A 21,019-nucleotide genomic window follows, 5' to 3' on the forward strand; every position below is an offset into this window, starting at 1 on the left:
TATGTTTTAAGTATACATAAAAGGATTCAAAACGAAAAACATTGGTTTCCATATCGGATGAATATAACGTTCAAAAATTTAATTATTAACATAGAATAATGACCTCTTTTTATTCGATTATTTTATTTAGTCGTAATGAAATCTACTATTCTTAACCGTAACACAGAACGTTACAATTATTCTCTCAGGAGATTCAGTTTCAACTTTCAAAACAAAGTCTGCGAAACTAAAAATTTATTGGCATTTTTATGTCTTTTTGCACTATCGTATTGCGCGTTTTCACAAGAAAAAGAACAAGATTCAACCAAGGTTGAAAAACTTGATGAAGTTTTAGTCAAAGCTGTTCGTGTTGATGCTAAATCACCAATTACACATTCAAACGTTACAAAACAAGAGATTGCTAAACGAAATTTAGGACAAGATATTCCTGTTTTGTTAAATTTTTCACCATCTGTAGTAACCACTTCAGATGCTGGAGCAGGAATAGGATACACAGGTATTCGTGTTCGAGGCGTGAGTTCACAATCTACTAATGTTACTATTAATGGTATTCCTTATAATGATGCTGAGTCTTTAGGTACATTTTGGGTGAATTTAGGAGACTTTGCGTCGTCTGTTGAAAGCCTTCAGCTGCAACGAGGTGTTGGAACGTCAACCAATGGTTCTGGCGCTTATGGTGCAAGTGTAAATGTACTTACTGATGCAATTTCGAATGAAGCTAATGGTGAAATTTCTAATACGTTTGGAAGCTATAATACAAGAAAACATACCGTAAAATTCAGTACAGGATTGCTAAATGAGCACGTTGAAATTGCTGGTCGCTTATCAAATATAGCATCTGATGGTTACATAGACAGAGCGTCAACAGATTTAAAATCGTACTTCTTACAAGGGTCTTTTATTGATGGTAATACGCTTATTAAAGCCATAACTTTTGGTGGAAGTGAAGTAACCTATCAGGCGTGGAATGGTATTGATGCCGAAACTTTAAAGAATGACAGAACATTTAACCCATCAGGTATATACACAGATGATGATGGAAATACTCAGTTCTACGATCGTGAGGTTGATGATTATAAACAAGATCATTATCAGTTACATTGGAATCAGCGTTATAACAACCAATGGTCAACTAATGTTGGATTGAATTATACTTATGGTCGTGGTTATTTTGAACAGTTTAGAGAAGATGATAATTTTGATACTTACGGATTTCAGCCTTTAACGGTTAACGGACAACTTCAGACCACAACAGACTTAATAAGACGTCGCTGGTTAGATAATGATTTTTATGTGTTTAATGCTAGCGCAAACTATAAAAACAATAATCTTGATATGATTTTCGGAACATCATTCAGTCATTATGATGGAGACCATTTTGGAGAAGTGATTTGGGCAGAATTCGCCAGTCAAAGCGATATTAGAGATCGTTATTATGAAGGTAATGGAAAGAAAAACGATTTTTCGGTATTTACGAAAGCTAATATTAGATTAAATGATAAACTAAAGCTTTATGCAGATTTGCAAATGAGAAATGTGAATTATGCAACATCTGGAATTAATTCCAATTTGACACAATTTATCGTAGATGAGAATTATACATTTTTCAATCCGAAAGCAGGAATTACCTACGAATTAAATGACAGCAACGATTTGTATTTTTCTTATGCAAGAGCAAATAGAGAACCTAACAGAGATGACTTTGAAAACAATGCAGATGTCAAACCAGAACAACTCAATGATTTTGAGTTAGGATGGCGACACAAAAAAGGTAATTTTAGCTTTAATGCTAATGCTTATATGATGCTTTATAACGAACAATTGGTTCTTACAGGAAATATAGATGGTGTGGGAAATCCAATTCGTACAAATAGTGGTGAAAGTTTTAGATTAGGTGTAGAATTGGAAGCTATTGTTCCTGTGTCTCCAAAATTAACCTTACAACCTAATGCAACATTTAGTTCAAATAAAAACAAAGAAACAATCATTTCTTTTGATGGTAGATTGGTTAATCTTGGAAAAACAGACATCGCTTTTTCACCTGAACTTATCGCTGCAAACGCTCTTGTATATCAGCCAATTAAAAATTTGCAAATGTCATTGCTAAGTAAATTTGTAAGTGAGCAATACATGAGCAATACTGAAGCTGAATTATCAAAACTAGATAGCTTCTTTGTCAATGATGTTAACATCACTTATACATTGTCATTTCAAGAAGACGAGGAGTCAAAACCTATTTTTGATGCTATTATTTTTAAAGGATTAATAAACAACATTTTTAATGAGAAGTATGTTTCCAATGGGTATTACTTTACCTTTGATGATGATTATACAAATCCAGGAACAATTTCAACAATTGAAGGAGCTGGTTTTTATCCACAGGCGACAACTAATTTTTTATTAGGAGCAACACTCAAGTTTTAGTGTGATATATACATTATAAAAGCTCCCAAACACCAAATTTGGGAGCTTTTTTTGTTTTATGCTTAGCTAAATCAATTAGATATTATTAATTCAGACCCATTAGCAGTAACGCGATATTCTTGTAACGCACAAGGTAATTGTCCGCCATCAGATAATCCAGTTAATAAATTATATTGATTTTCATCTGAGCAACCACAAGTTACTGTTGTTCCGTTAAGGCTCATAAATGAACAAGTAGCAGGAGCATGATTTGGATCAGCAGCATCATACGCTCTGAAATTACCACCAACATTTGTTACATAAATACCTGCATTACCTTCATTAGGTACATATACTGAATTGGTTGAAAACTGTAATTGACTGTATTGAGGTAGATTAAGACTTATAGTTCTGTTAACTCCTACATTTAGCAAAAAGTTACAATTGTTAACAGTACCATCATCATCTTTTTTACAAGTTGTTAAAAGTAAGAGAGATAAAACGAAAATTATTTTTTTCATTAGCTAATTTTTTTTGTTGGCAATTTACAATAAATTAAAGGTTGAAATAAATATTTTGTATCTTTGTACTACAAATCTCGTGTGAGCGGGATTTTTTTATTCCGGACACCTGTACTAAGCATAGGCGAAGTATATTTTCGGAATCTTTTTTATAAATAAACGAATGAATTATGAGTAAAGTATCTTATTATACTCCAGAAGGATTAAAAAAGTTAAGAGATGAGCTTAAACAATTAAAAGATATTGAGCGTCCAAGAGCATCTCAGGCTATTGCAGAGGCAAGAGATAAAGGCGATTTAAGTGAAAATGCAGAGTATGATGCAGCCAAAGAAGCACAAGGCATGCTAGAAATGAAAATTTCTAAACTTGAAGAAACCTTAGCTGGAGCACGTGTTATTGATGAATCACAAATGGACACCTCTAAAGTGTTAGTGTTGTCTAAAGTGAAAATAAAAAACCAAACCAATGGGATGGAAATGACCTACACATTGGTTGCAGATGGTGAAGCCGATTTAGCCTCAGGAAAGATTTCTGTAAACTCTCCAATTGGAAAAGGATTATTAGGAAAATCTGTTGGTGAAGTAGCCGAAGTTCAAGTGCCAAATGGTGTTATGAAATTTGATGTTTTAGAGATTTCTCGATAAGCTATATAAGTCGCTTTAATTTTGTTTTTTAACCATTTTACCGACTAAAAATAATAGAAAAGATTCCTAATCACTGGGAATCTTTTTATATTTACATACACTCTAAACAAATCAATTAATGGCATCTATCTTCACAAAAATTATTACTGGCGAAATTCCATGTTATAAAGTAGCAGAAACCGAAGATTATTTAGCGTTTTTAGATATCAATCCAAATGCTAAAGGTCATACACTTTGTATTCCTAAAAAGGAGGTTGACAAACTATTTGATTTAGATGAAACCTCTTATCACGGACTTTTAGAATTCTCCAGACAGGTTGCTATAGCTATTGAAAAAGCTGTGCCTTGCAAACGAGTTGGGATGACGGTTATTGGTTTAGAAGTGCCTCATGCTCACGTTCATTTAATTCCATTAAACTCGATGGAAGATGCTCGGTTTATGAACAAAATACAATTAGATAAAGTCGAGTTTCAAACTATTGCAAATGCTATTACTTCACATTTGTAATTAAAAGGATGCAATTCCAGTTACAAAGAGCATTACTGTAACAAATATTAGAACATCAACAATTATAAACATCCAGCCTGCTTTTTTTAGCTTGATAGATTTTGGTTTTGGAGTCATGGCTCGTTTCTGATATTCTACAACCTGCTCAATATCATTTGTCCATCGAACTGGGAAAATATCAGTATCACATGTGTTGCAATGCATATCATAAACCATATCTTGTGTGATAGCTTTATAAAATAAATTTTCCACAAACCTTTGTTTAAAGGTGAGTTCTAATCCATCATTAGAATAACACTCAGGACAATTATTATTGAGCTGTACTTCTTTTAAAGTAAAATAGTGTTGCGTTTTCATTTCTTAAAGTTAAGACAATAGTTTCAATGAAATTTGCATGGTGGTTCCTTTATCAATTTCAGAATGTAGAACTTTTATTTTTCCATTGTGATAATCTTCAATAATTCGTTTTGCTAAAGAGAGCCCTAAGCCCCAACCACGTTTTTTACTGGTATAACCAGGCTGAAAAATGGTATTAAAATTCTGTTTGGTAATTCCTTTTCCTGTGTCTGAGACTTGTATGTTTACACACTTTTCATCAGTTGTAATGGCAATTTTTAATTGCCCTTTCCCTTTCATGGCATCAATAGCATTTTTAACTAAATTTTCTATTGTCCAGCTATAAAGTTGTTGATTAAGATCTACCATAATGGCTTCATCGGGAGCAGAAATCTCAAAATCAATCAGTTTTGATGAACGTGCTTTTAAATACTCATAAGAGTCTAAAGTCTCCTTGACAATGTCTGATTTCTCAAGTTTAGGAATGGAACCAATTTTACTAAAACGATCTGTAATGGTTTGCAATCTTGAAATATCTTTTTCGATCTCTACCAAATAATCAGGATTAACTTGTTCAGAGCGTAAAATTTCTGTCCATCCTACAAGTGACGATAAAGGTGTTCCAATTTGGTGTGCCGTTTCCTTGGCCATTCCTGTCCATAATTTATTTTGATCTGCAGTTTTTGAACTTTTGTAAAAAAAGTAAGCCACTGCAGCAAAAAGAAAAATGATCAACAATAATGCTAAAGGATAATATTTGAGTTTGTTTAGTAATGGAGAGTTTCCATAGTAAAGTGTCTGATTTAAATTTTCGAGAATTACAGGTTCATTTTCCGAACTAAATTTAGCGACAAGTTCTTCGAAATTTTCCGCCAAAAAAGTAGAATCTCTTTTAATATCCTCAGGTTTGTTACTGTTTGAATACTTTGTGATATTTCTAGAGCTTATAATATTTTTATTAGAATCTAAAAGTAATAAAGGGGTTGTTAGTGTCGAATCAATAACAATTTTTTCAGCAACTTCATTGATTTCTAGATCGCTAGAGCCATCGGTAATACTGTTAATATCATTAGAAAATTCTACATATGCATTTGTCCAAATTTTCATTTTTGCATTTTCTTCAGATTTGAAATATTGAAAAAACACATAAGTATTCCAGAGGATGAGTGAAATAATAATAAAGGAAGCCACAATGGCAATCCATCGAGTAATGTTGCGGTTTATGGTTTGAGCCATCAAGTGTAGTTTTGAATTTTAAATATAATGCAAATCTGTTAATAATATTGTCTCAACAAGCAAGCAAATCATTTTCATACCTTTAGCATTATGGTTACATTTGCATTCTTAATAGATAAAACTAAACATTTAGATGATATCTTTCGATCCTAAAAGCATTTCAACAGCAAAACTACATGGCTATTTATTAAGCGCTGTAGCACCAAGACCAATAGCTTTTGCGAGTACAATAGACTCAGAAGGGAATCCTAATTTGTCACCTTTTAGTTTTTTTAATGTATTTAGTGCTAATCCTCCAATTTTAATATTTTCACCTGCTCGTCGTGTTAGAAATAATACAACTAAGCACACTCTAGAAAATGCAAAGGACACAAAAGAAGTTGTGATTAATGTTGTTAATTACGACATCGTTCAACAAATGTCATTAAGCAGTACAGAATACGAAAAAGGGGTTAATGAATTTGATAAATCAGGTTTAACAATGTTAAAATCTGAGGTCGTTAAACCATTTAGAGTTGCTGAATCTCCTGTACAATTTGAATGTAGAGTGAATGAAATTATAGAATTAGGAACCGAAGGAGGAGCTGGTAACTTAATCATATGTGAAGTATTGAAATTTCATATTGATGAATCAGTAATGGATGATAATAACATTATAATTCAGGAAAAACTGGATTTAGTTGCAAGAGCAGGAGGAAACTATTACAATAGAGCTAAAAAGGGTTTCTTCGAAGTTCCAAAACCATTATCTACATTAGGAATTGGAGTAGATGCCATGCCAATTGAAGTTAAAAACAGCATGATTTTAACTGGAAATGATTTAGGCATGTTAGGTAATATTGAAGTATTACCATCAAAAAAAGAGGTAGAAGCGTTTATAGATAATGTAAGCGAACGTTATCCTAATATTAGAGAGATGTCTCATAGACAAAAACATAAAATAGCGAGAAATTATTTAAGCTATGGCGATGTTAATAGTGCATGGAAACTATTATTATCATAAAACAATAACATAAATTAATTATAAGTATTACGAGAATGGAAGTACAAGGAAAAATCAAAATGATTGGCGAAACACAAACCTTTGGTAGCAATGGGTTTAGAAAGAGAGAATTAGTAGTGACAACAGAGGAACAATATCCACAACATATTTTGATTGAATTTGTTCAGGACAAAACAGATTTGTTAAACAATTACCAAGTTGGTCAGGCAGTAAAAGTAAATATCAATTTAAGAGGTAGAGAATGGGTTAACCCTCAAGGAGAAACTAAATATTTTAACTCTGTGCAAGGTTGGAGAATTGAAAATCTTACAGCTTCAGGAGAAAACATGCCACCTGTAGCACCTGCTGAGGCATTTGAACCTGCAACAAACTTAAACGAAGAAGATCATGATGATCTTCCTTTCTAAAGGTTAAATACAAAGATTTTTAAATTTAAGACTTCAATATACGTATTGAAGTCTTTTTTTGTATTTTAAAATAAAAATAGCATTTCGTTTTATATGGAGTTTTTAGGTAAAGCCATTGCGTTTCCCGATGTATCAAAAGCCAATAAAGAAGGGTTATTAGCGTATGGAGGAGACTTGTCTCCCGAACGTTTAGTGCTAGCTTATAAGCTTGGTATATTTCCCTGGTTTGATGATAAGGAACCCATTTTATGGTGGTCTCCAGATCCTCGTTTTGTACTTTTTCCAGAAAACCTGAAAATTTCTAAAAGTATGAAACAGCTCATGCGAAATTCTGATTTTAAAATTACAGTTAATAAAGATTTTAAAGGTGTAATTAGCAATTGTTCTAAAATAAAACGCAATGGTCAACAAGGTACATGGATTACCAATGACCTAAAAAAAGCTTATATCAAATTACATGAACTAGGTGTTGCAAAATCTGTTGAAGTTTGGTTTAATCAAGAGCTTGTAGGTGGTTTATATGGTGTTGATTTAAATAATGGTGTGTTTTGTGGAGAAAGTATGTTTAGTAAAGTCAGTAATGCCAGTAAAGTTGGATTTATAGCGTTCATTCAAAACACGAACTACAAATTAATAGATTGCCAAGTCTACACCAATCATCTTGAAAGTCTAGGAGCTGAAGAGATTTCCAGAGATGCCTTTTTAAAGTTTTTAGACTAAGCCTTACACTTCATTGTATCTAAAGCAATTCACTTCATGATCATTTACCATTCCAGTAGCTTGCATGTGAGCATATATTACTGTTGAACCTACAAACTTAAAGCCTCTCTTTTTTAAATCTTTACTTATGGCATCACTCAAAGGTGTGTTTCCAGGTGCGTCTTTATAGGTTTTAAAACTATTTTTTATAGGTTTACCATCAATAAAATTCCATATGTATTTTGAAAATGAACCAAATTCTTCTTGGATGTTCATAAATGCCTGAGCATTTGTAATTGTGGCTTTTACTTTTAACTTATTCCTGATGATACCTTCGTTTTCGAGGAGGTTATCAATTTTTTTTTGATTGTATTTTGCAATTTTTTTATAGTCGAAATGATCAAATGCTTTTCTAAAATTCTCACGCTTTTTTAAAACTGTAATCCAGCTTAAACCAGCCTGAAATGTTTCTAGAATTAAAAATTCAAACAAAGTATCATCATCATATACAGGAACTCCCCATTCTTCATCATGGTACGTTTTATATAAATCACTACTCAGGCACCAACCGCATCTGTGTTTTTCCATAAAAGTTGTATTGAACTTTAAAAGTAGTAAGTTTTTGTTTAATATATCGTCTTATGTTACGACATTTCAATGAACGATTTTAATTACATGATTTAAGTCAGTTTTCATTGTTTAAGTTTACATTAAATTGCAAAATAAAATATCATGACAACATTGGAACATATAAAAGTAAAAGACATCATTAGCGAAAGTTTAAAAACAGGAATGTCATATCAAAACTATCGTTTGTTGGTGAATGATTTGGTTGAAAAAGGTTCGACCACAGGAAATGAAAAAACAGAAGAATTAGCAAATTACACCATGCTGAATGATAGACGCATGAAACGCTGGGATAAAACCATAAAAATTTCAGAAACGATTAAAAATAAACTCTCAGGTTTTAAAGGAAACATGACTTGGTTGTTAATTACTGAAAGTTGGTGTGGTGATGCAGCTCATGTGGTGCCTGTGATACATAAAATGGCTGAGCTTTCAGAAAACATCGATTTAAAGTTAGTTTTGAGAGATGAGAATGAAGCTTTAATGGATCAGTTTTTAACCAATGGAGGAAGAGCAATCGCCAAACTAATTATGATTGATAATGCTTCTGGAGAAGTCATACATACTTTTGGTCCAAGACCAAGTGAAGCAACACAACTGGTAAATGATTATAAGGCTAAACACGGAAAACTTACACCTGAGTTTAAAGAAGATCTGCAGGTTTGGTACAATAAAGATAAAGGACAGAATATAATTAATGATATTATGTCGTTGTTGAATATTTAGTTTTTCCCTTTAAAATAATAGGTAATAGAACCAATCTGGCTTTTGGCAGTTGCATCAGACGAAAAAACAGCATTTTCAGCGTATTCTAACGCGTGATCTATTAAGCACTGGTTATCTGAAGATGACGACGAGTTGATATATGTGTCAGTAACTAAACCATTTGAATCCACAGTAATATTTACAACTATTTTACCTGTAACTTCACATAGATAAACTGGAGGAGGTAATTTTACTTTGTTTCTATTTCTTAGTGAAAATGACACACTACTGTTTCTGTTCGATTTGCTATTATTATCCGTTTTCTTTGAAGAATGCATGGCTAAAATGCTTTTAGCTTTATTAAACGACTCACGTTCGTTTTCTTTTATAGCATAGGTTTTTGAACTGTTATAGGCTGAATTAGAAGTCATCACATCATCGGGAGTTTCAGAGGTTTCTTCTGAAATATCCTCTTGTGTTTTAGTGGCTTGATCGAAGTCATTTGAAGCCATTGATTTGAAATTTTTCATCATTTCTTTAAACTCCTGGTCTTCATTAAACGCTTCGTTTGTGGTAGATTTAGCAGCTTTTTCTGCTTTAAGTGCTTCCTCTAGAGCTTTTAATTCTTCAATGGTTTGAGGTTCTATTTCATAATAGCTTTCTGTAATAAATTCTGAAGCTTTTTTTATGTGAAGACTAAACATAGCAAGAACTATAGTTCCAGAAATTAAGAACGTAATGAGTAATGCTTTATGTTTATCTAAGAAATTCAAATAGGTTAATTTTTAGTTTAGGTTTGTATAGGATATACGTTAAAATAGCCAATTTAGATTAAAAGCAATTGAAATACAATTCTGTGGAATTTTGAAATTTAAGATAATTTGGCAATAAAATCTTCTGGAGACATGGCATCATTTACATGAAATTCACCAATTTTTGTGCGTCTTAATACTGAAAGGTGAGCACCTGAATTTAATGCTTTTCCAAAATCATGAGCTAACGACCTAATGTAGGTGCCTTTGCTACATATGACTCTAAAATCAATAGAGTTGCCATCAATGTTTGTAATTTCAAATACTGAAATGCTAACAGTACGTGATTTGATATCGACCTCTTCTCCAGCTCTTGCAAATTCATATAGACGTTTTCCATCTTTCTTTATGGCTGAAAAAATTGGAGGAAATTGTTCGATATTTCCAATGAATTGATTTGTAGTATCATGAATAAGATCTTCAGTAATATGGTCTGTTGGAAATGTTTTATCAATTTCAGTTTCTAAATCATAGGAAGGCGTTGTGCTACCAATAACAAAAGTGCCTGTATATTCTTTATCTTGACCTTGAAATGTGTTGATTTGTTTAGTCATTTTGCCTGTACAGATAATCAATAACCCAGTAGCTAATGGATCCAGAGTTCCTGCATGACCAACTTTAATTTTTTTAATATTAAAGGCTTGTCTAATTTCCCAACGCAATTTGTTTACCGCTTGAAAAGAGGTCCAAGTCAATGGCTTATCAATAAGTAATACTTGTCCAGCTTGATAGTCTTCTTTTGTAAGCATCGCCTTAATTTGAAGCGATATAAATCGCGATTAAACCAACTACTACACAGTATATGGAGAAGTAAATTAGTTTGCTTTTCTTTACTAGGCTAATCATCCATGTACAAGCAAATAATCCTGAAATAAATGCAGCGATAAAACCAACACTTAACGATGTGATATTTCCACTATCATAGGTTAATTCACCACCAATAATGTCTTTGGCTATTTTTCCGAAGATTAAAGGAACGACCATCAAAAACGAAAAACGAGCTGCTTTGGTTTTGTCATTTCCGAGTAAAACAGATGTGGAAATCGTTGCTCCAGAACGTGAAATACCAGGAAGCATTGCGATGGCTTGCGCAAAACCGATGATAATGGCATTTTTGAATGAAATATTTTTTGATGTGTCCTTAGCTTTATCAGCTAAGTATAACAATAAGGCAGTAAGGATTAACATAAAACCGACAAGTTTAATATTTCCTCCAAATAATTGCGCTAATTCACTTTCATAAGTATACCCAATAATAGCAGCAGGCAACATTGAAACGGTGATTTTAGATACAAATTTTAAGTCTTCATTCCATTGAAATTTTAGAACTCCTTTTAAAATAGACCAAATGTCTTTCCTAAAAACAACGATAGTACTTAAAGCTGTGGCAAAATGTAAAACGACTGTGAATAATAAGCTTTCTTTTGGGATAGATTCGTCACCAAGAATAGCTTTACCTAATTCTAAGTGACCACTAGAAGATACAGGTAAAAACTCAGTAAGTCCTTGAATAATTCCTAATACAATTGAATCGATGATATCCATCTGGCAAAAATATCAAAATAGATGACGTGATAATATTATTAATTGAATATTTATCCTGAGAAAGTTGAATCTCTTATAATAAGGTTGCTTCTAATCTCAACGGTCTTATTGCTTGTGAACTCATTAGGATTGTCAATTTCTTCAATAAGATATTTTATTGCTGTAGCGCCAATACGTTCTCCAGGTTGATCGATAGTTGTTAGTTTAGGCTCTATAATTACTGAATGAGACGAATTGCTAAACCCAACAACAGCAATTTCTTCTGGGATTTTAATTTTAAATTTTTTAAGGGTTTTAATTACGCCAATTGCAGCACTGTCAGTAATAGCAAAAATTGCGTCAGGCCTATTTTTTATGCTAAGCAATATGTTTGTCATGCGTTTTCCTTGTATGAGTGAAATATCATCTACATTAAGTATGATTTTTTCATCTATAGGAATATTGTATTCTCTTAGAGCACGTAAATATCCTTTATAGCGCTTTTCAGAATTATAAGAATTATCTCCTTCTTTAATAATAGCTATTCTTTTTTTTCCAATATTGATAAGATGTTCTACAGCGCTAAATGCAGCTTCTTCTTCATTAATAACAATTTGCGTACAAGGTATTTTATTAGACACTTTATCAAATAATATAAGAGGAGTAGTATCTCTAATTTGAATAATATTCTCGACTTTTCTAGTCTTTTTTGAAAGTGATATTAATATCCCATCAACTCCAAATTGAACCATAGTCTTTAGCATTTCAGCTTGCTTATTAATATCATTATTTGATTCTGAAATGATTATTCTATAACCTCGTGTAGAGGCTTCTTCAAGGATGCCTTTTAGAATCGTAGTGGTAAAATAGTGGGTGATGTTAGGAACAATGACGCCTATGATGTTGGTTTTGTGTGTTCTAAAGCCTTTAGCAAAGATGTTTGGTACATAATTTAAATCATCTGCCAATAATCTTACTTTCTTCTTCGTGGTCTCACTAATATCTGGATGATCATTTAGAGCTCTAGAAACTGTAGAAATAGATAGGTTGAGTTGAAGTGCTAGTTCTTTTAGTGTGATTATTTTTTTTTTCAAATGTGTAAATATTAAATTTCAAACGTTACCGCAAACGTTTGCATGAAAATATGCCATTTATTTCGGTTTAAATTGATGTAAATGATAATATATTTAACAAAAATATAACAAAACAATAATATTATGAAGAAAACATTACTATCATTTGCTTGTTTGTTAAGTGTGTTACTCACTTTTTCGCAAACTGAAATTAAAGGAACTGTTCTTGATAATTCAGGCTTGCCTGTTGCAGGTGCTAATATCATTATTAAGGAAAGCACATTTGGTTCAAATTCAGATTTTGATGGAAACTTTAGTTTTTCAGTTAATTTAACAGGAGATCAAATAATTCAAGTGTCTTATTTAGGGTATGAGACTTTTGAGCAGTCTATTAATTTAGATAATGGAGGTCCTATAATAGTTAGTGCTGTTCTAGTTGAAGGAGGTAATGCCTTAGATACTGTATTATTAACTGCAACTTCAACTAGAAGATCACAAAAAGAAACACCGATGTCTATTACTTCAATAGGCGCGAAGAAATTGGCAACAGTTAATACAAGTAGTCAAGCAGATGTTTTAAGAAGTATACCTGGTATTACTGCTGAAGGTGGTGGTGGAGAAGTTGCATCTAACATCTTTGTTAGAGGTTTACCTTCTGGAGGTCAGTATCAGTTTAATCCATTACAAATTGATGGGATGCCTGTTCTTAGTACATTTGGTCTAAACTCTTCTGCGCATGATGTTTATTTTAGAAATGACATTGGAATGAGAAGCTTAGAATTTGTTCGTGGTGGTTCTTCTATATTGTATGGAGTAGGTTCGGTAGCTGGTATTATAAATTATACAAGTATTACAGGAACTAATACACCTAAAACAACCTTGCGTACAGAAGTTGCTTCTAATTCGAGATATAAAGCCGACTTTGTTACTAGTGGTCCATTAGGAGGAGAAGATTCTAATACTTTTTATGCATTATCAGGATTTTACAGATATGATGATGGGCCATTAAAAACAGGACTTGCAACAGAAGGTTTCCAGCTTAGAGGTAATATAAAGCATGTTACAGAAAAAGGATCAGTTACTTTTTCTGGACAGTGGATCGATGATAATGTGCAATTCTTTCTTCCTTATCCTTTAGAAGGTGGATCTAGAAGTAGACCAATAGGAAATGATGGTGAAGAAATTTTTACGCTTCAAACTTCAGCTGCTGCTGATATTGCTTACGCAACGCCAGATGGGATTTATCGTTCTCCAATTGAAGATGGTGTCGCTACAAAAGGTGGTTATTTTTTAACTGATTTTAAGCATCGTTTTTCAGAGGATTTAAAATTAGATGCTAAACTTAGATATTCAAAATATGAACATCAATTCAACTTATTTTTAGATGGAAGTGGTGTTTCTGGAGCAAAAGCAGTAGAAACGCAACAAGAATATCTAGATGCAAGAGGTTTATCTTCTGGAAGTTTTACATACTTAAATGGACAACCATTAGCTTCAAATGCTTTATTATTTGAAAATAGAATATTAGACCGTAGCAGACCATTGCAAGAGATAATGGCTGATATTAAGTTTACGAAACAAGCAGGAAATCACAGTATTACCTTGGGTACTTTTATGTCAAGATCTGATGCTGGCGATTTTAATGTAATTACAAATTATTTAGGAGAATACAACGATAGACCTGATTTAGTAAACCTATCTGGCTATACTGTTAATGGTGTTACAAATAGAGGAACGTCTTATACAAATAGAAATATTTCAAGTAATAAAATAGCGATTTTCTTAGCAGATGAGGTTAAACTTGATCGTTGGAATTTTGATTTTGGAGTTAGATACGAGAGAGCTTCAGGTGATATAGAAGTTGAAGGAACACAATCATATACAGTAGACAATACAGGAATTGCCAATTTAGATAACGTAATTTGGGGTAATGGTAGCTATACAAGAGGTCATGTGTCTGCAGATGATTTTGCTGTTGTATTAGCAGGTCTTTATAAAATTAATGATGACTTAAGTGCTTATGGGAACTTTTCAAGAGGTTATTTTTTCCCAGAACTAAGAGGGACTAAATTTGACGCTTTTGGAAATCCGTCTTCTTATGATACTGAGAAAATTATACAAGCCGAATTAGGTGTTAAATATTCAAAAAATAAATTTTCTGGAACAGCGGCTCTGTATTCAGTAAGCTTAAAAGATAGAAGATCAATTAGTTTTGTAAATGCTCCTGGAGGTGGTTTTGATGAAGAAGTAGATAATCAAGACACAAGTACATATGGTTTTGAAGGCACTTGGAACTGGAACTTCGCTAAAAACTTAAATTTTGGAGGATCATTAACTTATCAAGAACATGAAATCACAAAATCTGATGCAGATTCAGATTTAGAAGGAAATGAATTAAGAAGACAGCCTAACTTCTTATCTACATTATCATTAGACTATGCTAATTCTAAATTTGATGCAGGTTTAGTATATAATTATACTGGAGAAAAATATTCAAATGATGCGAATACAATTGAATTAGATGCAATTGGATTAGCAAATTTAAATTTTGGTTATACTTTATCGCTTAGTGAAGATGGGGAAACACTTCGTTTAGGAGCACAAGTTTTTAATCTTTTCAATTCCGATGGTGTTACAGAAGGGTCTCCAAGACTAGGAAATAACCAAACCGAAGAAGAGTATTTTGTTGGTAGACCAGTATTACCAACAAGAGTATTCTTTAATGCAACCTTTAATTTTTAAGTAGTTAATTTGATTTAGTTTCACTGATACATTGATATCGTTTACGATGTCAATGTATCTTTATTTATGTATTCCCAATGAAAGACCTTTTACAACAGAGAGCAGAACACGTTTTAAATACAAACTTTAAAGACGAAGGAGAATTTACCATCCCTTGCGAAAATTTATATCCATTTCAATGGTTTTGGGACTCAGGTCTTATTGCTATTGGTTTTGCGCATTATGATATGCAAAAAGCTGAAAAGGAAATTAAAACGTTGCTTAAAGCACAATGGCATAACGGATTTATTCCTCATATTATTTTTCATACTGAAACAGACTCCTATTTTCCAGGAGCAGATTTTCATCGTTCAAACTTACATCCTGATGCGTCTTCAGAACATAAGTCTACAGGTATGACACAGCCACCAGTAACAGGTTTTGTGTTGAAAGAAATGTATAGAATAAGTGAGAATAAAAAATCGACTTTAGAATTTATTGCATCACAAATTGATAACGTTTTTGATAACCATAACTATTTTTACAAAAACAGAGATCCTCAAAATGAAGGCTTAGTTTATATATATCACAATTGGGAATCTGGTACAGATAATTCCCCAATTTGGGATGATATTTGGGATACAATGAATCCTCCAGAGTATGATTTTGAAAGACGAGATACTACTCATGTAGATCCAGAGCAACGTCCTAGTAAAAGGGAATATGATCATTACTTACATATTATCGAGATTGCAAAAAAACATAATTATAGCGATGAAAAAATAGCAGAGTTATCTCCTTTTTTAGTGCAAGACCCACTTTTTAATGCTATGTTAATTAAATCTAACGAATCTTTAATAGAGTTATATGAACTCATAGGTGGTAATGAAGATAAAATTGAACAACTAAAGAAGTGGCAAGAAAAAAGTATTACATCTTTTAATGATAAATTATTCGATGAAGAATTAGGCGCTTATGTTCATTACGATTTAAGAAACGAAAGACCTTTAAGATATTTGTCATCATCTTCATTTTCTCCATTATTTGCTAATATTCCTGATTCAGAAAAAGCCGAAACAATGGTTAAAGTTATGATGGAAAAATTCGGAAGTGATGCCCAATACCTATGTGCATCTTTTGATCCAACGAGCGATCGTTTTAATCCTAAAAAATATTGGAGAGGACCTGTTTGGATTAATCTAAATTGGATGCTGTATAAAGGATTAAAACAAAATGGTTTTGACACGATTGCTAAGCGTGTAAAGGAAGACACTATAGAGATTATTGAAAATAATGGATTTTTTGAATATTTCGATTCAAGAAAAGAAATGCATAAGGATAATAATGCAGGTTATGGAGGAAATAATTTTTCTTGGACAGCAGCATTATTGTTAGATTTATTGAAAGAATAAATATGTGGTTATTCTTATTATAAAATAAACAGTGACTGTATTAAAAAGTGAATGGGAATTCCATTACACTAGACTTAAAGAATAAATTAATATGAATTGGCTAGACTATACAATAATTGGTGTTTACCTCGTAGGCTTTATGGCTATGGGTTATTTCTTTAAAGAAAATAAAAATTCAAAAGATTATTTTCTAGGAGGTAAAAGTTTAGGTTGGTTTCCTTTGAGTTTGTCAACCATGGCAACACAATTATCTGCTATTAGTTTTATTTCTGCACCAGCATTTGTAGGTCTTAAAGCTAATGGAGGAATGAAGTGGTTAACGTTTGAATTTGGTGTGCCTCTAGCAATGATTGGGATTATGTTTTTCATCATTCCACCATTATACAAATCAGGTATTGTTAGCATTTATGAATATTTAGAACGTCGATTCTCGCCATCAACACGAAAACTAATTAGTGTTGTTTTTCAAATTAGTAGAGCCTTAGGTACTGGAGTTATGGTATTTACAATGGCACTCATAATTCAAGCAGTAGCTGGTATTAGTTTTCATTGGACACTATTAATAATAAGTGTAGTAACATTAGTGTATTCTTATCAAGGAGGTATGAAAGCCGTTGTTTGGGGAGATGCTATCCAAATGATTATTTTATTCTTTGGTCTTATTATATGCTTAGTTGTAGGTTATTCTTTAATGAAAGATACCGGAACTTTTACAGGCTTTGATCCAGGACGACTTCAAGTTATAGATTTTTCTAATCTAGGATTATTTAGTGGAGAAGAATATGGTTTCTGGCCAATGCTGTTAGGAGGCTTGTTCTTGTATTTGTCTTACTACGGAACAGATCAAACTCAAGCGCAACGTTTATTATCTGCTAAAAATGAAGGTACCATCAAAAAATTATTGTTGGCCAATGGTTTATTGCGTTTTCCTGTTGTTTTAGTGTATTGTATTATGGGATTAGTCATTGGTTATTTGGTCACTAATATTCCAGAATTCTATGAAAGTATTAGAGAAACAACCCGAATTCATTATCCTGCTGAGTACGCAAAATCAGGGATTAAACCAGATTTAATGGTGCCAGTATTTATTACAAATTACTTACCAAACGGACTCATAGGAATCTTAATGGTTGGAATTATGTCTGCAGCAATGTCTTCCCTTAGTTCAACAATTAATTCGTTGAGTGCTGTTACTATTGAGGACTTTTTTAATAGTGGTGAAAAGAAACTATCTGAAAAGAAATACATGTTCTTATCAAAAGGACTTGTCATATTTTGGGGAACTGTTTGTATTTTGGCAGCTTACCTTTTTGGAAATAGCGAAAGTACGGTAATCGAGTTAATTAATGCGATTTCTTCATTGTTCTACGGACCAATATTGGCTGCTTTTGTGATTGCTATATTTTTTAAGAAAGTAAACCACATTGGTATGAATACAGCTATAATTACAGCTGTAGTTGTAAATCTTATATTTAAGTATTTACCAGAGTTAGTTTACTTCTTTAACCAAGGCAATTTTTATACTGGTGATGCTTCAATTCATAATGCTTTAGCTGAAGTTGGAATACATAATGTTCTAGATTTATTCTGGATCTGGTACAATTTAACTGGATTTGTAATTGCAGTTATAGTTGCAATTATTGTTAGTAAATTGACGTCTAAAATACCTGCTAAACAGTTAGAGTTAACGTATACCTTTAATAAAAAAGACTTGCTTCAAAAAGAGAGCGTTATATTAATCTCGTTTTTTGTTTTAATTCTTGTCGTTAGTTATGTCTTACCAAGTATATTAAGCTAATTTAATAGTGATGAAAATAGTTCTTGCACCAGATAAGTTTAAAAATTCATTAACAGGCTTAGACTTTTGTAAAGCTGTTGAAGATGGCTTAAAAATAATAAAACCAAATATTGAAATTTTAAAACTTCCTTTAGCTGATGGAGGTGATGGTACTATTGAAGTCGTAAATTATTATCTTCATGGTAAAGTCATTAACCTTGAAGTTAATAATCCTTTTTTTAATCCAATTTTAGCATCTTATTTGTATGCTGAAACATCTAAAACTGCATTTATTGAAATGGCTGAAGCTTCAGGTGTTAAACTTTTGAAGAAAGAACAATTTGATTGTATAAATGCAACCACATTCGGAACTGGTGAAATGATTTCAGATGCTATAAAAAAAGGAGCTGAAACTATTATTCTAGGCATTGGTGGTAGTGCTACTAACGATTGTGGTATAGGAATGGCAACAGCTTTAGGCTATCAATTTTTAGATGCAAATGGGAAAGAAGTGAAGCCAATAGGACGATATTTGTCAGATATTGTCACTATCAATGTAGCCAAAGTAAATCCTAAACTAAAAGACGTCAAATTTCGTGTTGCTTGTGATGTGTCTAATCCGCTATATGGTAAAAACGGAGCGGCTTACATTTATGCTAAACAGAAAGGTGCTACAAATGAAGAAATTGAACTATTAGATAAGGGATTAGAAGGTTTCTCGAAAGTGATACAGCAAACATTTCACATAAATCCTCAAACTATAAAAGGTGCTGGTGCTGCTGGTGGTATGGGAATTGCTTCAAAATTGTTTTTAAAAGGCGAATTACAACCAGGAATTGAACTCATAAAGAACCTAGCAAATTTCGATTCAAACATTGAAAATGCAGACTGGATCATTACAGGTGAAGGTAATCTTGATGAACAAACATTTTCAGGAAAAACGATACAAGGAGTTTTAGGTTCTGCTAAAGAAAAACAAATTAAAGTCGCTGCGTTTTGTGGACATTCAGATTTAGATGAAAGTGACATTAGTGCTTTTGGTATCCATTATATTGACACTGTAACAAAACATTCAAAAACCCTTACTGATGCTATGGAAAATGGGTTTTATTATGTAAAAGAAATATCAAAAATTTTTGCAAAGAAGCTGTAATCAAGTGCTACTTTTTATTCGGATTCAATAAAATAGCATATACTTGAATTCCAAAACCAATTAAAACCATTGCAGGTGCCAATCGAATACGTCTCCAGCTAAATATTGAAGAATCAAATACATTCGGATCATCGCTTCCGCCTCCAGACATTAAAATAAAACCAAGCGCTATAAATCCTAAACCAATAAGCATAAACTTATAGTTTTTCTTTCCGAATATAAATTCGCTATTAGTCGATTCCTTACGTTTTTGTTCTCCCATGATTTAAGTATGGTGTAAATATAAAAGAAATTTTAGAGCTAATTCTTAATTAAATATTAATAGTATAATTGATCTGTTTTCAAATTTAAGAAACGCTGTGTGGCTATAAATGTACTTATCCAAGTAATTAAGATACCTAATAAAAAAATACCAGCAAACAATCCTCCAACTAAAATAGGTTTTTGTAATAGCTCTAATTCTGGAAATGTTAAATCGAGATAATACAACACAATTCCCATTCCTATTAGAGCAACAATAGCTCCAATGACACCCAATTGCACACTTTTAAAAACAAACGGACGTCTAATAAATGTTTTAGTAGCACCAACCATTTGCATCGTTTTAATAATAAACCGTTTAGAATATACTGCCAATCGAATCGAACTATTAATTAATAACACCGCAATTAGAGTAAATATGGCGCTCAGCAATAACACCCAAAAGGTGATTTTCTTAACGTTGTTATTCATGAGTTCTACAAGGTCATTGTCGTAAGTAATGTCTTCAATAAATTTCTTGTTAGCTAATTCTTCAGTGATGCCATCAAGCGTTTCATTGGTAACGTAATCTGCTTTAAGATACACATCAATAGAGTTCTGTAGCGGATTATAACCTACAAAATCCATAAAGTCTTCTCCAGTTTCAGCTTTCATAAGTTCGGCAGCTTGTTCTTTTGAAACATATTCTGTCGATTTTGTATATTCAGCCATGGCTAAACTCTTCTCTAATTGGTCCACTTCAACTTGTTTAGCAGAGTCGTTCAAATAGATTGTTACAACAACTTGTTCTCTAAAATGATCGGCAACCTTTTTTGCATTCAACACTAATAAACCTAAGCATCCTAATAAAAATAAAACCAAAGCAATACTAATCACTACAGAAAAGTAAGATGAAATTAATTTTCGTTTTTGATACCTGTCAAAAGATGTACTCATAAAAGTGTTGAATTAATGTTGTAAAAATATAAAAGAAAATGAATAATGACTTCAAAAGATATAAGTCTTTTAAAAACCTATAAATTGTCTTTCCTATAACAAAGGGAATCTTTGTTACATTAGTTTAAAATATAAACTAGTGTTTCAATTCATTTATACAATTACAACGCTTAAACTTTTAAATGTGTTGTAATACCTTTAAATTTGTGCCTTTAAAATAAGTAATTAGACACAAGTAGTTCGTGGTTAGTTGCTATAATT

21 protein-coding genes are annotated in these 21,019 nt (G+C 32.2%); 11 read left to right on the top strand and 10 right to left on the bottom strand.

Annotated elements, in window-relative coordinates:
* Nucleotides 1-135 precede the first annotated feature (135 nt).
* Nucleotides 136-2,424, top strand: a complete 2,289-nt coding sequence (locus ACRHNM_RS03080) for a TonB-dependent receptor (protein ID WP_431133546.1) — start codon at nt 136-138, stop codon at nt 2,422-2,424.
* A gap of 71 nt (nt 2,425-2,495) precedes the next feature.
* Here ACRHNM_RS03080 and ACRHNM_RS03085 read toward each other — a convergent pair whose 3' ends face one another.
* Nucleotides 2,496-2,924 carry a Rieske (2Fe-2S) protein gene (locus ACRHNM_RS03085; RefSeq protein ID WP_431133548.1) on the bottom strand — a complete coding sequence of 143 codons (429 nt, stop codon included), beginning with the start codon at nt 2,922-2,924 and terminating at the stop codon, nt 2,496-2,498.
* A gap of 170 nt (nt 2,925-3,094) precedes the next feature.
* Here ACRHNM_RS03085 and greA point away from each other — a divergent pair, with 170 nt between their 5' ends.
* Nucleotides 3,095-3,568, top strand: a complete 474-nt coding sequence (gene greA, locus ACRHNM_RS03090; protein ID WP_431133550.1) for a transcription elongation factor GreA — start codon at nt 3,095-3,097, stop codon at nt 3,566-3,568.
* A 118-nt stretch (nt 3,569-3,686) separates the two neighbouring features.
* The gene (locus ACRHNM_RS03095) at nt 3,687-4,076 is read left to right on the top strand and encodes an HIT family protein (protein ID WP_431133553.1); all 390 of its coding nucleotides are present in this window, start codon (nt 3,687-3,689) and stop codon (nt 4,074-4,076) included.
* Here ACRHNM_RS03095 and ACRHNM_RS03100 read toward each other — a convergent pair whose 3' ends face one another.
* Nucleotides 4,077-4,433, bottom strand: a complete 357-nt coding sequence (locus ACRHNM_RS03100; protein WP_431133555.1) for a hypothetical protein — start codon at nt 4,431-4,433, stop codon at nt 4,077-4,079.
* A 9-nt stretch (nt 4,434-4,442) separates the two neighbouring features.
* Complete coding sequence (locus ACRHNM_RS03105) at nt 4,443-5,648, bottom strand: sensor histidine kinase (RefSeq protein WP_431133557.1); 1,206 nt, start codon at nt 5,646-5,648, stop codon at nt 4,443-4,445.
* A 133-nt stretch (nt 5,649-5,781) separates the two neighbouring features.
* Between ACRHNM_RS03105 and ACRHNM_RS03110 the strand changes: the two genes are divergently transcribed.
* The 3 genes from ACRHNM_RS03110 (at nt 5,782) to aat (ending at nt 7,778) form a co-directional block, all read left to right on the top strand.
* Nucleotides 5,782-6,651, top strand: coding sequence for a flavin reductase family protein (locus ACRHNM_RS03110; protein WP_431133559.1), 870 nt, complete (start codon nt 5,782-5,784; stop codon nt 6,649-6,651).
* A 35-nt stretch (nt 6,652-6,686) separates the two neighbouring features.
* The gene (locus tag ACRHNM_RS03115; RefSeq protein WP_431133561.1) at nt 6,687-7,058 is read left to right on the top strand and encodes a DUF3127 domain-containing protein; all 372 of its coding nucleotides are present in this window, start codon (nt 6,687-6,689) and stop codon (nt 7,056-7,058) included.
* A 93-nt stretch (nt 7,059-7,151) separates the two neighbouring features.
* Nucleotides 7,152-7,778 carry a leucyl/phenylalanyl-tRNA--protein transferase gene (gene aat, locus ACRHNM_RS03120; protein ID WP_431133563.1) on the top strand — a complete coding sequence of 209 codons (627 nt, stop codon included), beginning with the start codon at nt 7,152-7,154 and terminating at the stop codon, nt 7,776-7,778.
* A gap of 3 nt (nt 7,779-7,781) precedes the next feature.
* On the opposite strand, the gene ACRHNM_RS03125 is transcribed toward aat, so the two are convergent.
* Nucleotides 7,782-8,345, bottom strand: a complete 564-nt coding sequence (locus ACRHNM_RS03125; protein ID WP_431133565.1) for a DNA-3-methyladenine glycosylase I — start codon at nt 8,343-8,345, stop codon at nt 7,782-7,784.
* 144 nt (nt 8,346-8,489) lie between these two features.
* On the opposite strand from ACRHNM_RS03125, the gene ACRHNM_RS03130 reads away from it, so the two are divergent.
* Nucleotides 8,490-9,110, top strand: coding sequence for a thioredoxin family protein (locus tag ACRHNM_RS03130; protein WP_431133567.1), 621 nt, complete (start codon nt 8,490-8,492; stop codon nt 9,108-9,110).
* Here the strand turns inward: ACRHNM_RS03130 and ACRHNM_RS03135 are convergent.
* The 4 genes from ACRHNM_RS03135 to ACRHNM_RS03150 form a co-directional block, all read right to left on the bottom strand.
* Complete coding sequence (locus ACRHNM_RS03135) at nt 9,107-9,862, bottom strand: hypothetical protein (protein WP_431133569.1); 756 nt, start codon at nt 9,860-9,862, stop codon at nt 9,107-9,109. The genes ACRHNM_RS03130 and ACRHNM_RS03135 overlap by 4 nt on opposite strands.
* A gap of 98 nt (nt 9,863-9,960) precedes the next feature.
* A complete protein-coding gene (gene truB / locus ACRHNM_RS03140; protein WP_431133571.1) occupies nt 9,961-10,650 on the bottom strand; it encodes a tRNA pseudouridine(55) synthase TruB in 690 nt (229 codons plus the stop codon).
* Nucleotides 10,651-10,654: 4 nt separating this feature from the next.
* Nucleotides 10,655-11,446 carry an undecaprenyl-diphosphate phosphatase gene (locus ACRHNM_RS03145; RefSeq protein WP_431133573.1) on the bottom strand — a complete coding sequence of 264 codons (792 nt, stop codon included), beginning with the start codon at nt 11,444-11,446 and terminating at the stop codon, nt 10,655-10,657.
* 50 nt (nt 11,447-11,496) lie between these two features.
* Nucleotides 11,497-12,519, bottom strand: a complete 1,023-nt coding sequence (locus tag ACRHNM_RS03150; protein ID WP_431133575.1) for a LacI family DNA-binding transcriptional regulator — start codon at nt 12,517-12,519, stop codon at nt 11,497-11,499.
* Between the two features lie 123 nt (nt 12,520-12,642).
* Here ACRHNM_RS03150 and ACRHNM_RS03155 point away from each other — a divergent pair, with 123 nt between their 5' ends.
* The 4 genes from ACRHNM_RS03155 (at nt 12,643) to ACRHNM_RS03170 (ending at nt 19,561) form a co-directional block, all read left to right on the top strand.
* Nucleotides 12,643-15,240, top strand: coding sequence for a TonB-dependent receptor (locus ACRHNM_RS03155; protein WP_431133578.1), 2,598 nt, complete (start codon nt 12,643-12,645; stop codon nt 15,238-15,240).
* 77 nt (nt 15,241-15,317) lie between these two features.
* The gene (locus tag ACRHNM_RS03160) at nt 15,318-16,631 is read left to right on the top strand and encodes an MGH1-like glycoside hydrolase domain-containing protein (protein ID WP_431133580.1); all 1,314 of its coding nucleotides are present in this window, start codon (nt 15,318-15,320) and stop codon (nt 16,629-16,631) included.
* A 91-nt stretch (nt 16,632-16,722) separates the two neighbouring features.
* Nucleotides 16,723-18,429, top strand: coding sequence for a sodium:solute symporter family transporter (locus tag ACRHNM_RS03165; protein ID WP_431133582.1), 1,707 nt, complete (start codon nt 16,723-16,725; stop codon nt 18,427-18,429).
* Between the two features lie 10 nt (nt 18,430-18,439).
* A complete protein-coding gene (locus tag ACRHNM_RS03170) occupies nt 18,440-19,561 on the top strand; it encodes a glycerate kinase (protein WP_431133584.1) in 1,122 nt (373 codons plus the stop codon).
* A gap of 7 nt (nt 19,562-19,568) precedes the next feature.
* Here the strand turns inward: ACRHNM_RS03170 and ACRHNM_RS03175 are convergent, their stop codons facing one another.
* Entirely contained in the window at nt 19,569-19,823 is a 255-nt protein-coding gene (locus ACRHNM_RS03175; RefSeq protein WP_431133586.1) for a DUF3098 domain-containing protein, read from the bottom strand.
* Between the two features lie 56 nt (nt 19,824-19,879).
* Nucleotides 19,880-20,758: a cell division protein FtsX gene (locus ACRHNM_RS03180; RefSeq protein ID WP_431133588.1), complete on the bottom strand. Its 879-nt coding sequence runs from the start codon at nt 20,756-20,758 to the stop codon at nt 19,880-19,882.
* Between the last annotated feature and the right edge of the window lie 261 nt (nt 20,759-21,019).

This window comes from Psychroserpens mesophilus, assembly GCF_050617655.1.
GTDB classification, from domain to species: domain Bacteria; phylum Bacteroidota; class Bacteroidia; order Flavobacteriales; family Flavobacteriaceae; genus Psychroserpens; species Psychroserpens mesophilus_A.

What these genes read in the sequence shown, in the direction of transcription:
- ACRHNM_RS03080 (WP_431133546.1), top strand. Translation starts at nt 136, where the DNA reads ATGAAATCTACTATTCTTAACCGTAACACAGAACGTTACAATTATTCT.
- ACRHNM_RS03085 (WP_431133548.1), bottom strand. Translation starts at nt 2,924, where the DNA reads ATGAAAAAAATAATTTTCGTTTTATCTCTCTTACTTTTAACAACTTGT.
- greA (WP_431133550.1), top strand. Translation starts at nt 3,095, where the DNA reads ATGAGTAAAGTATCTTATTATACTCCAGAAGGATTAAAAAAGTTAAGA.
- ACRHNM_RS03095 (WP_431133553.1), top strand. Translation starts at nt 3,687, where the DNA reads ATGGCATCTATCTTCACAAAAATTATTACTGGCGAAATTCCATGTTAT.
- ACRHNM_RS03100 (WP_431133555.1), bottom strand. Translation starts at nt 4,433, where the DNA reads ATGAAAACGCAACACTATTTTACTTTAAAAGAAGTACAGCTCAATAAT.
- ACRHNM_RS03105 (WP_431133557.1), bottom strand. Translation starts at nt 5,648, where the DNA reads ATGGCTCAAACCATAAACCGCAACATTACTCGATGGATTGCCATTGTG.
- ACRHNM_RS03110 (WP_431133559.1), top strand. Translation starts at nt 5,782, where the DNA reads ATGATATCTTTCGATCCTAAAAGCATTTCAACAGCAAAACTACATGGC.
- ACRHNM_RS03115 (WP_431133561.1), top strand. Translation starts at nt 6,687, where the DNA reads ATGGAAGTACAAGGAAAAATCAAAATGATTGGCGAAACACAAACCTTT.
- aat (WP_431133563.1), top strand. Translation starts at nt 7,152, where the DNA reads ATGGAGTTTTTAGGTAAAGCCATTGCGTTTCCCGATGTATCAAAAGCC.
- ACRHNM_RS03125 (WP_431133565.1), bottom strand. Translation starts at nt 8,345, where the DNA reads ATGGAAAAACACAGATGCGGTTGGTGCCTGAGTAGTGATTTATATAAA.
- ACRHNM_RS03130 (WP_431133567.1), top strand. Translation starts at nt 8,490, where the DNA reads ATGACAACATTGGAACATATAAAAGTAAAAGACATCATTAGCGAAAGT.
- truB (WP_431133571.1), bottom strand. Translation starts at nt 10,650, where the DNA reads ATGCTTACAAAAGAAGACTATCAAGCTGGACAAGTATTACTTATTGAT.
- ACRHNM_RS03145 (WP_431133573.1), bottom strand. Translation starts at nt 11,446, where the DNA reads ATGGATATCATCGATTCAATTGTATTAGGAATTATTCAAGGACTTACT.
- ACRHNM_RS03155 (WP_431133578.1), top strand. Translation starts at nt 12,643, where the DNA reads ATGAAGAAAACATTACTATCATTTGCTTGTTTGTTAAGTGTGTTACTC.
- ACRHNM_RS03160 (WP_431133580.1), top strand. Translation starts at nt 15,318, where the DNA reads ATGAAAGACCTTTTACAACAGAGAGCAGAACACGTTTTAAATACAAAC.
- ACRHNM_RS03165 (WP_431133582.1), top strand. Translation starts at nt 16,723, where the DNA reads ATGAATTGGCTAGACTATACAATAATTGGTGTTTACCTCGTAGGCTTT.
- ACRHNM_RS03170 (WP_431133584.1), top strand. Translation starts at nt 18,440, where the DNA reads ATGAAAATAGTTCTTGCACCAGATAAGTTTAAAAATTCATTAACAGGC.
- ACRHNM_RS03175 (WP_431133586.1), bottom strand. Translation starts at nt 19,823, where the DNA reads ATGGGAGAACAAAAACGTAAGGAATCGACTAATAGCGAATTTATATTC.
- ACRHNM_RS03180 (WP_431133588.1), bottom strand. Translation starts at nt 20,758, where the DNA reads ATGAGTACATCTTTTGACAGGTATCAAAAACGAAAATTAATTTCATCT.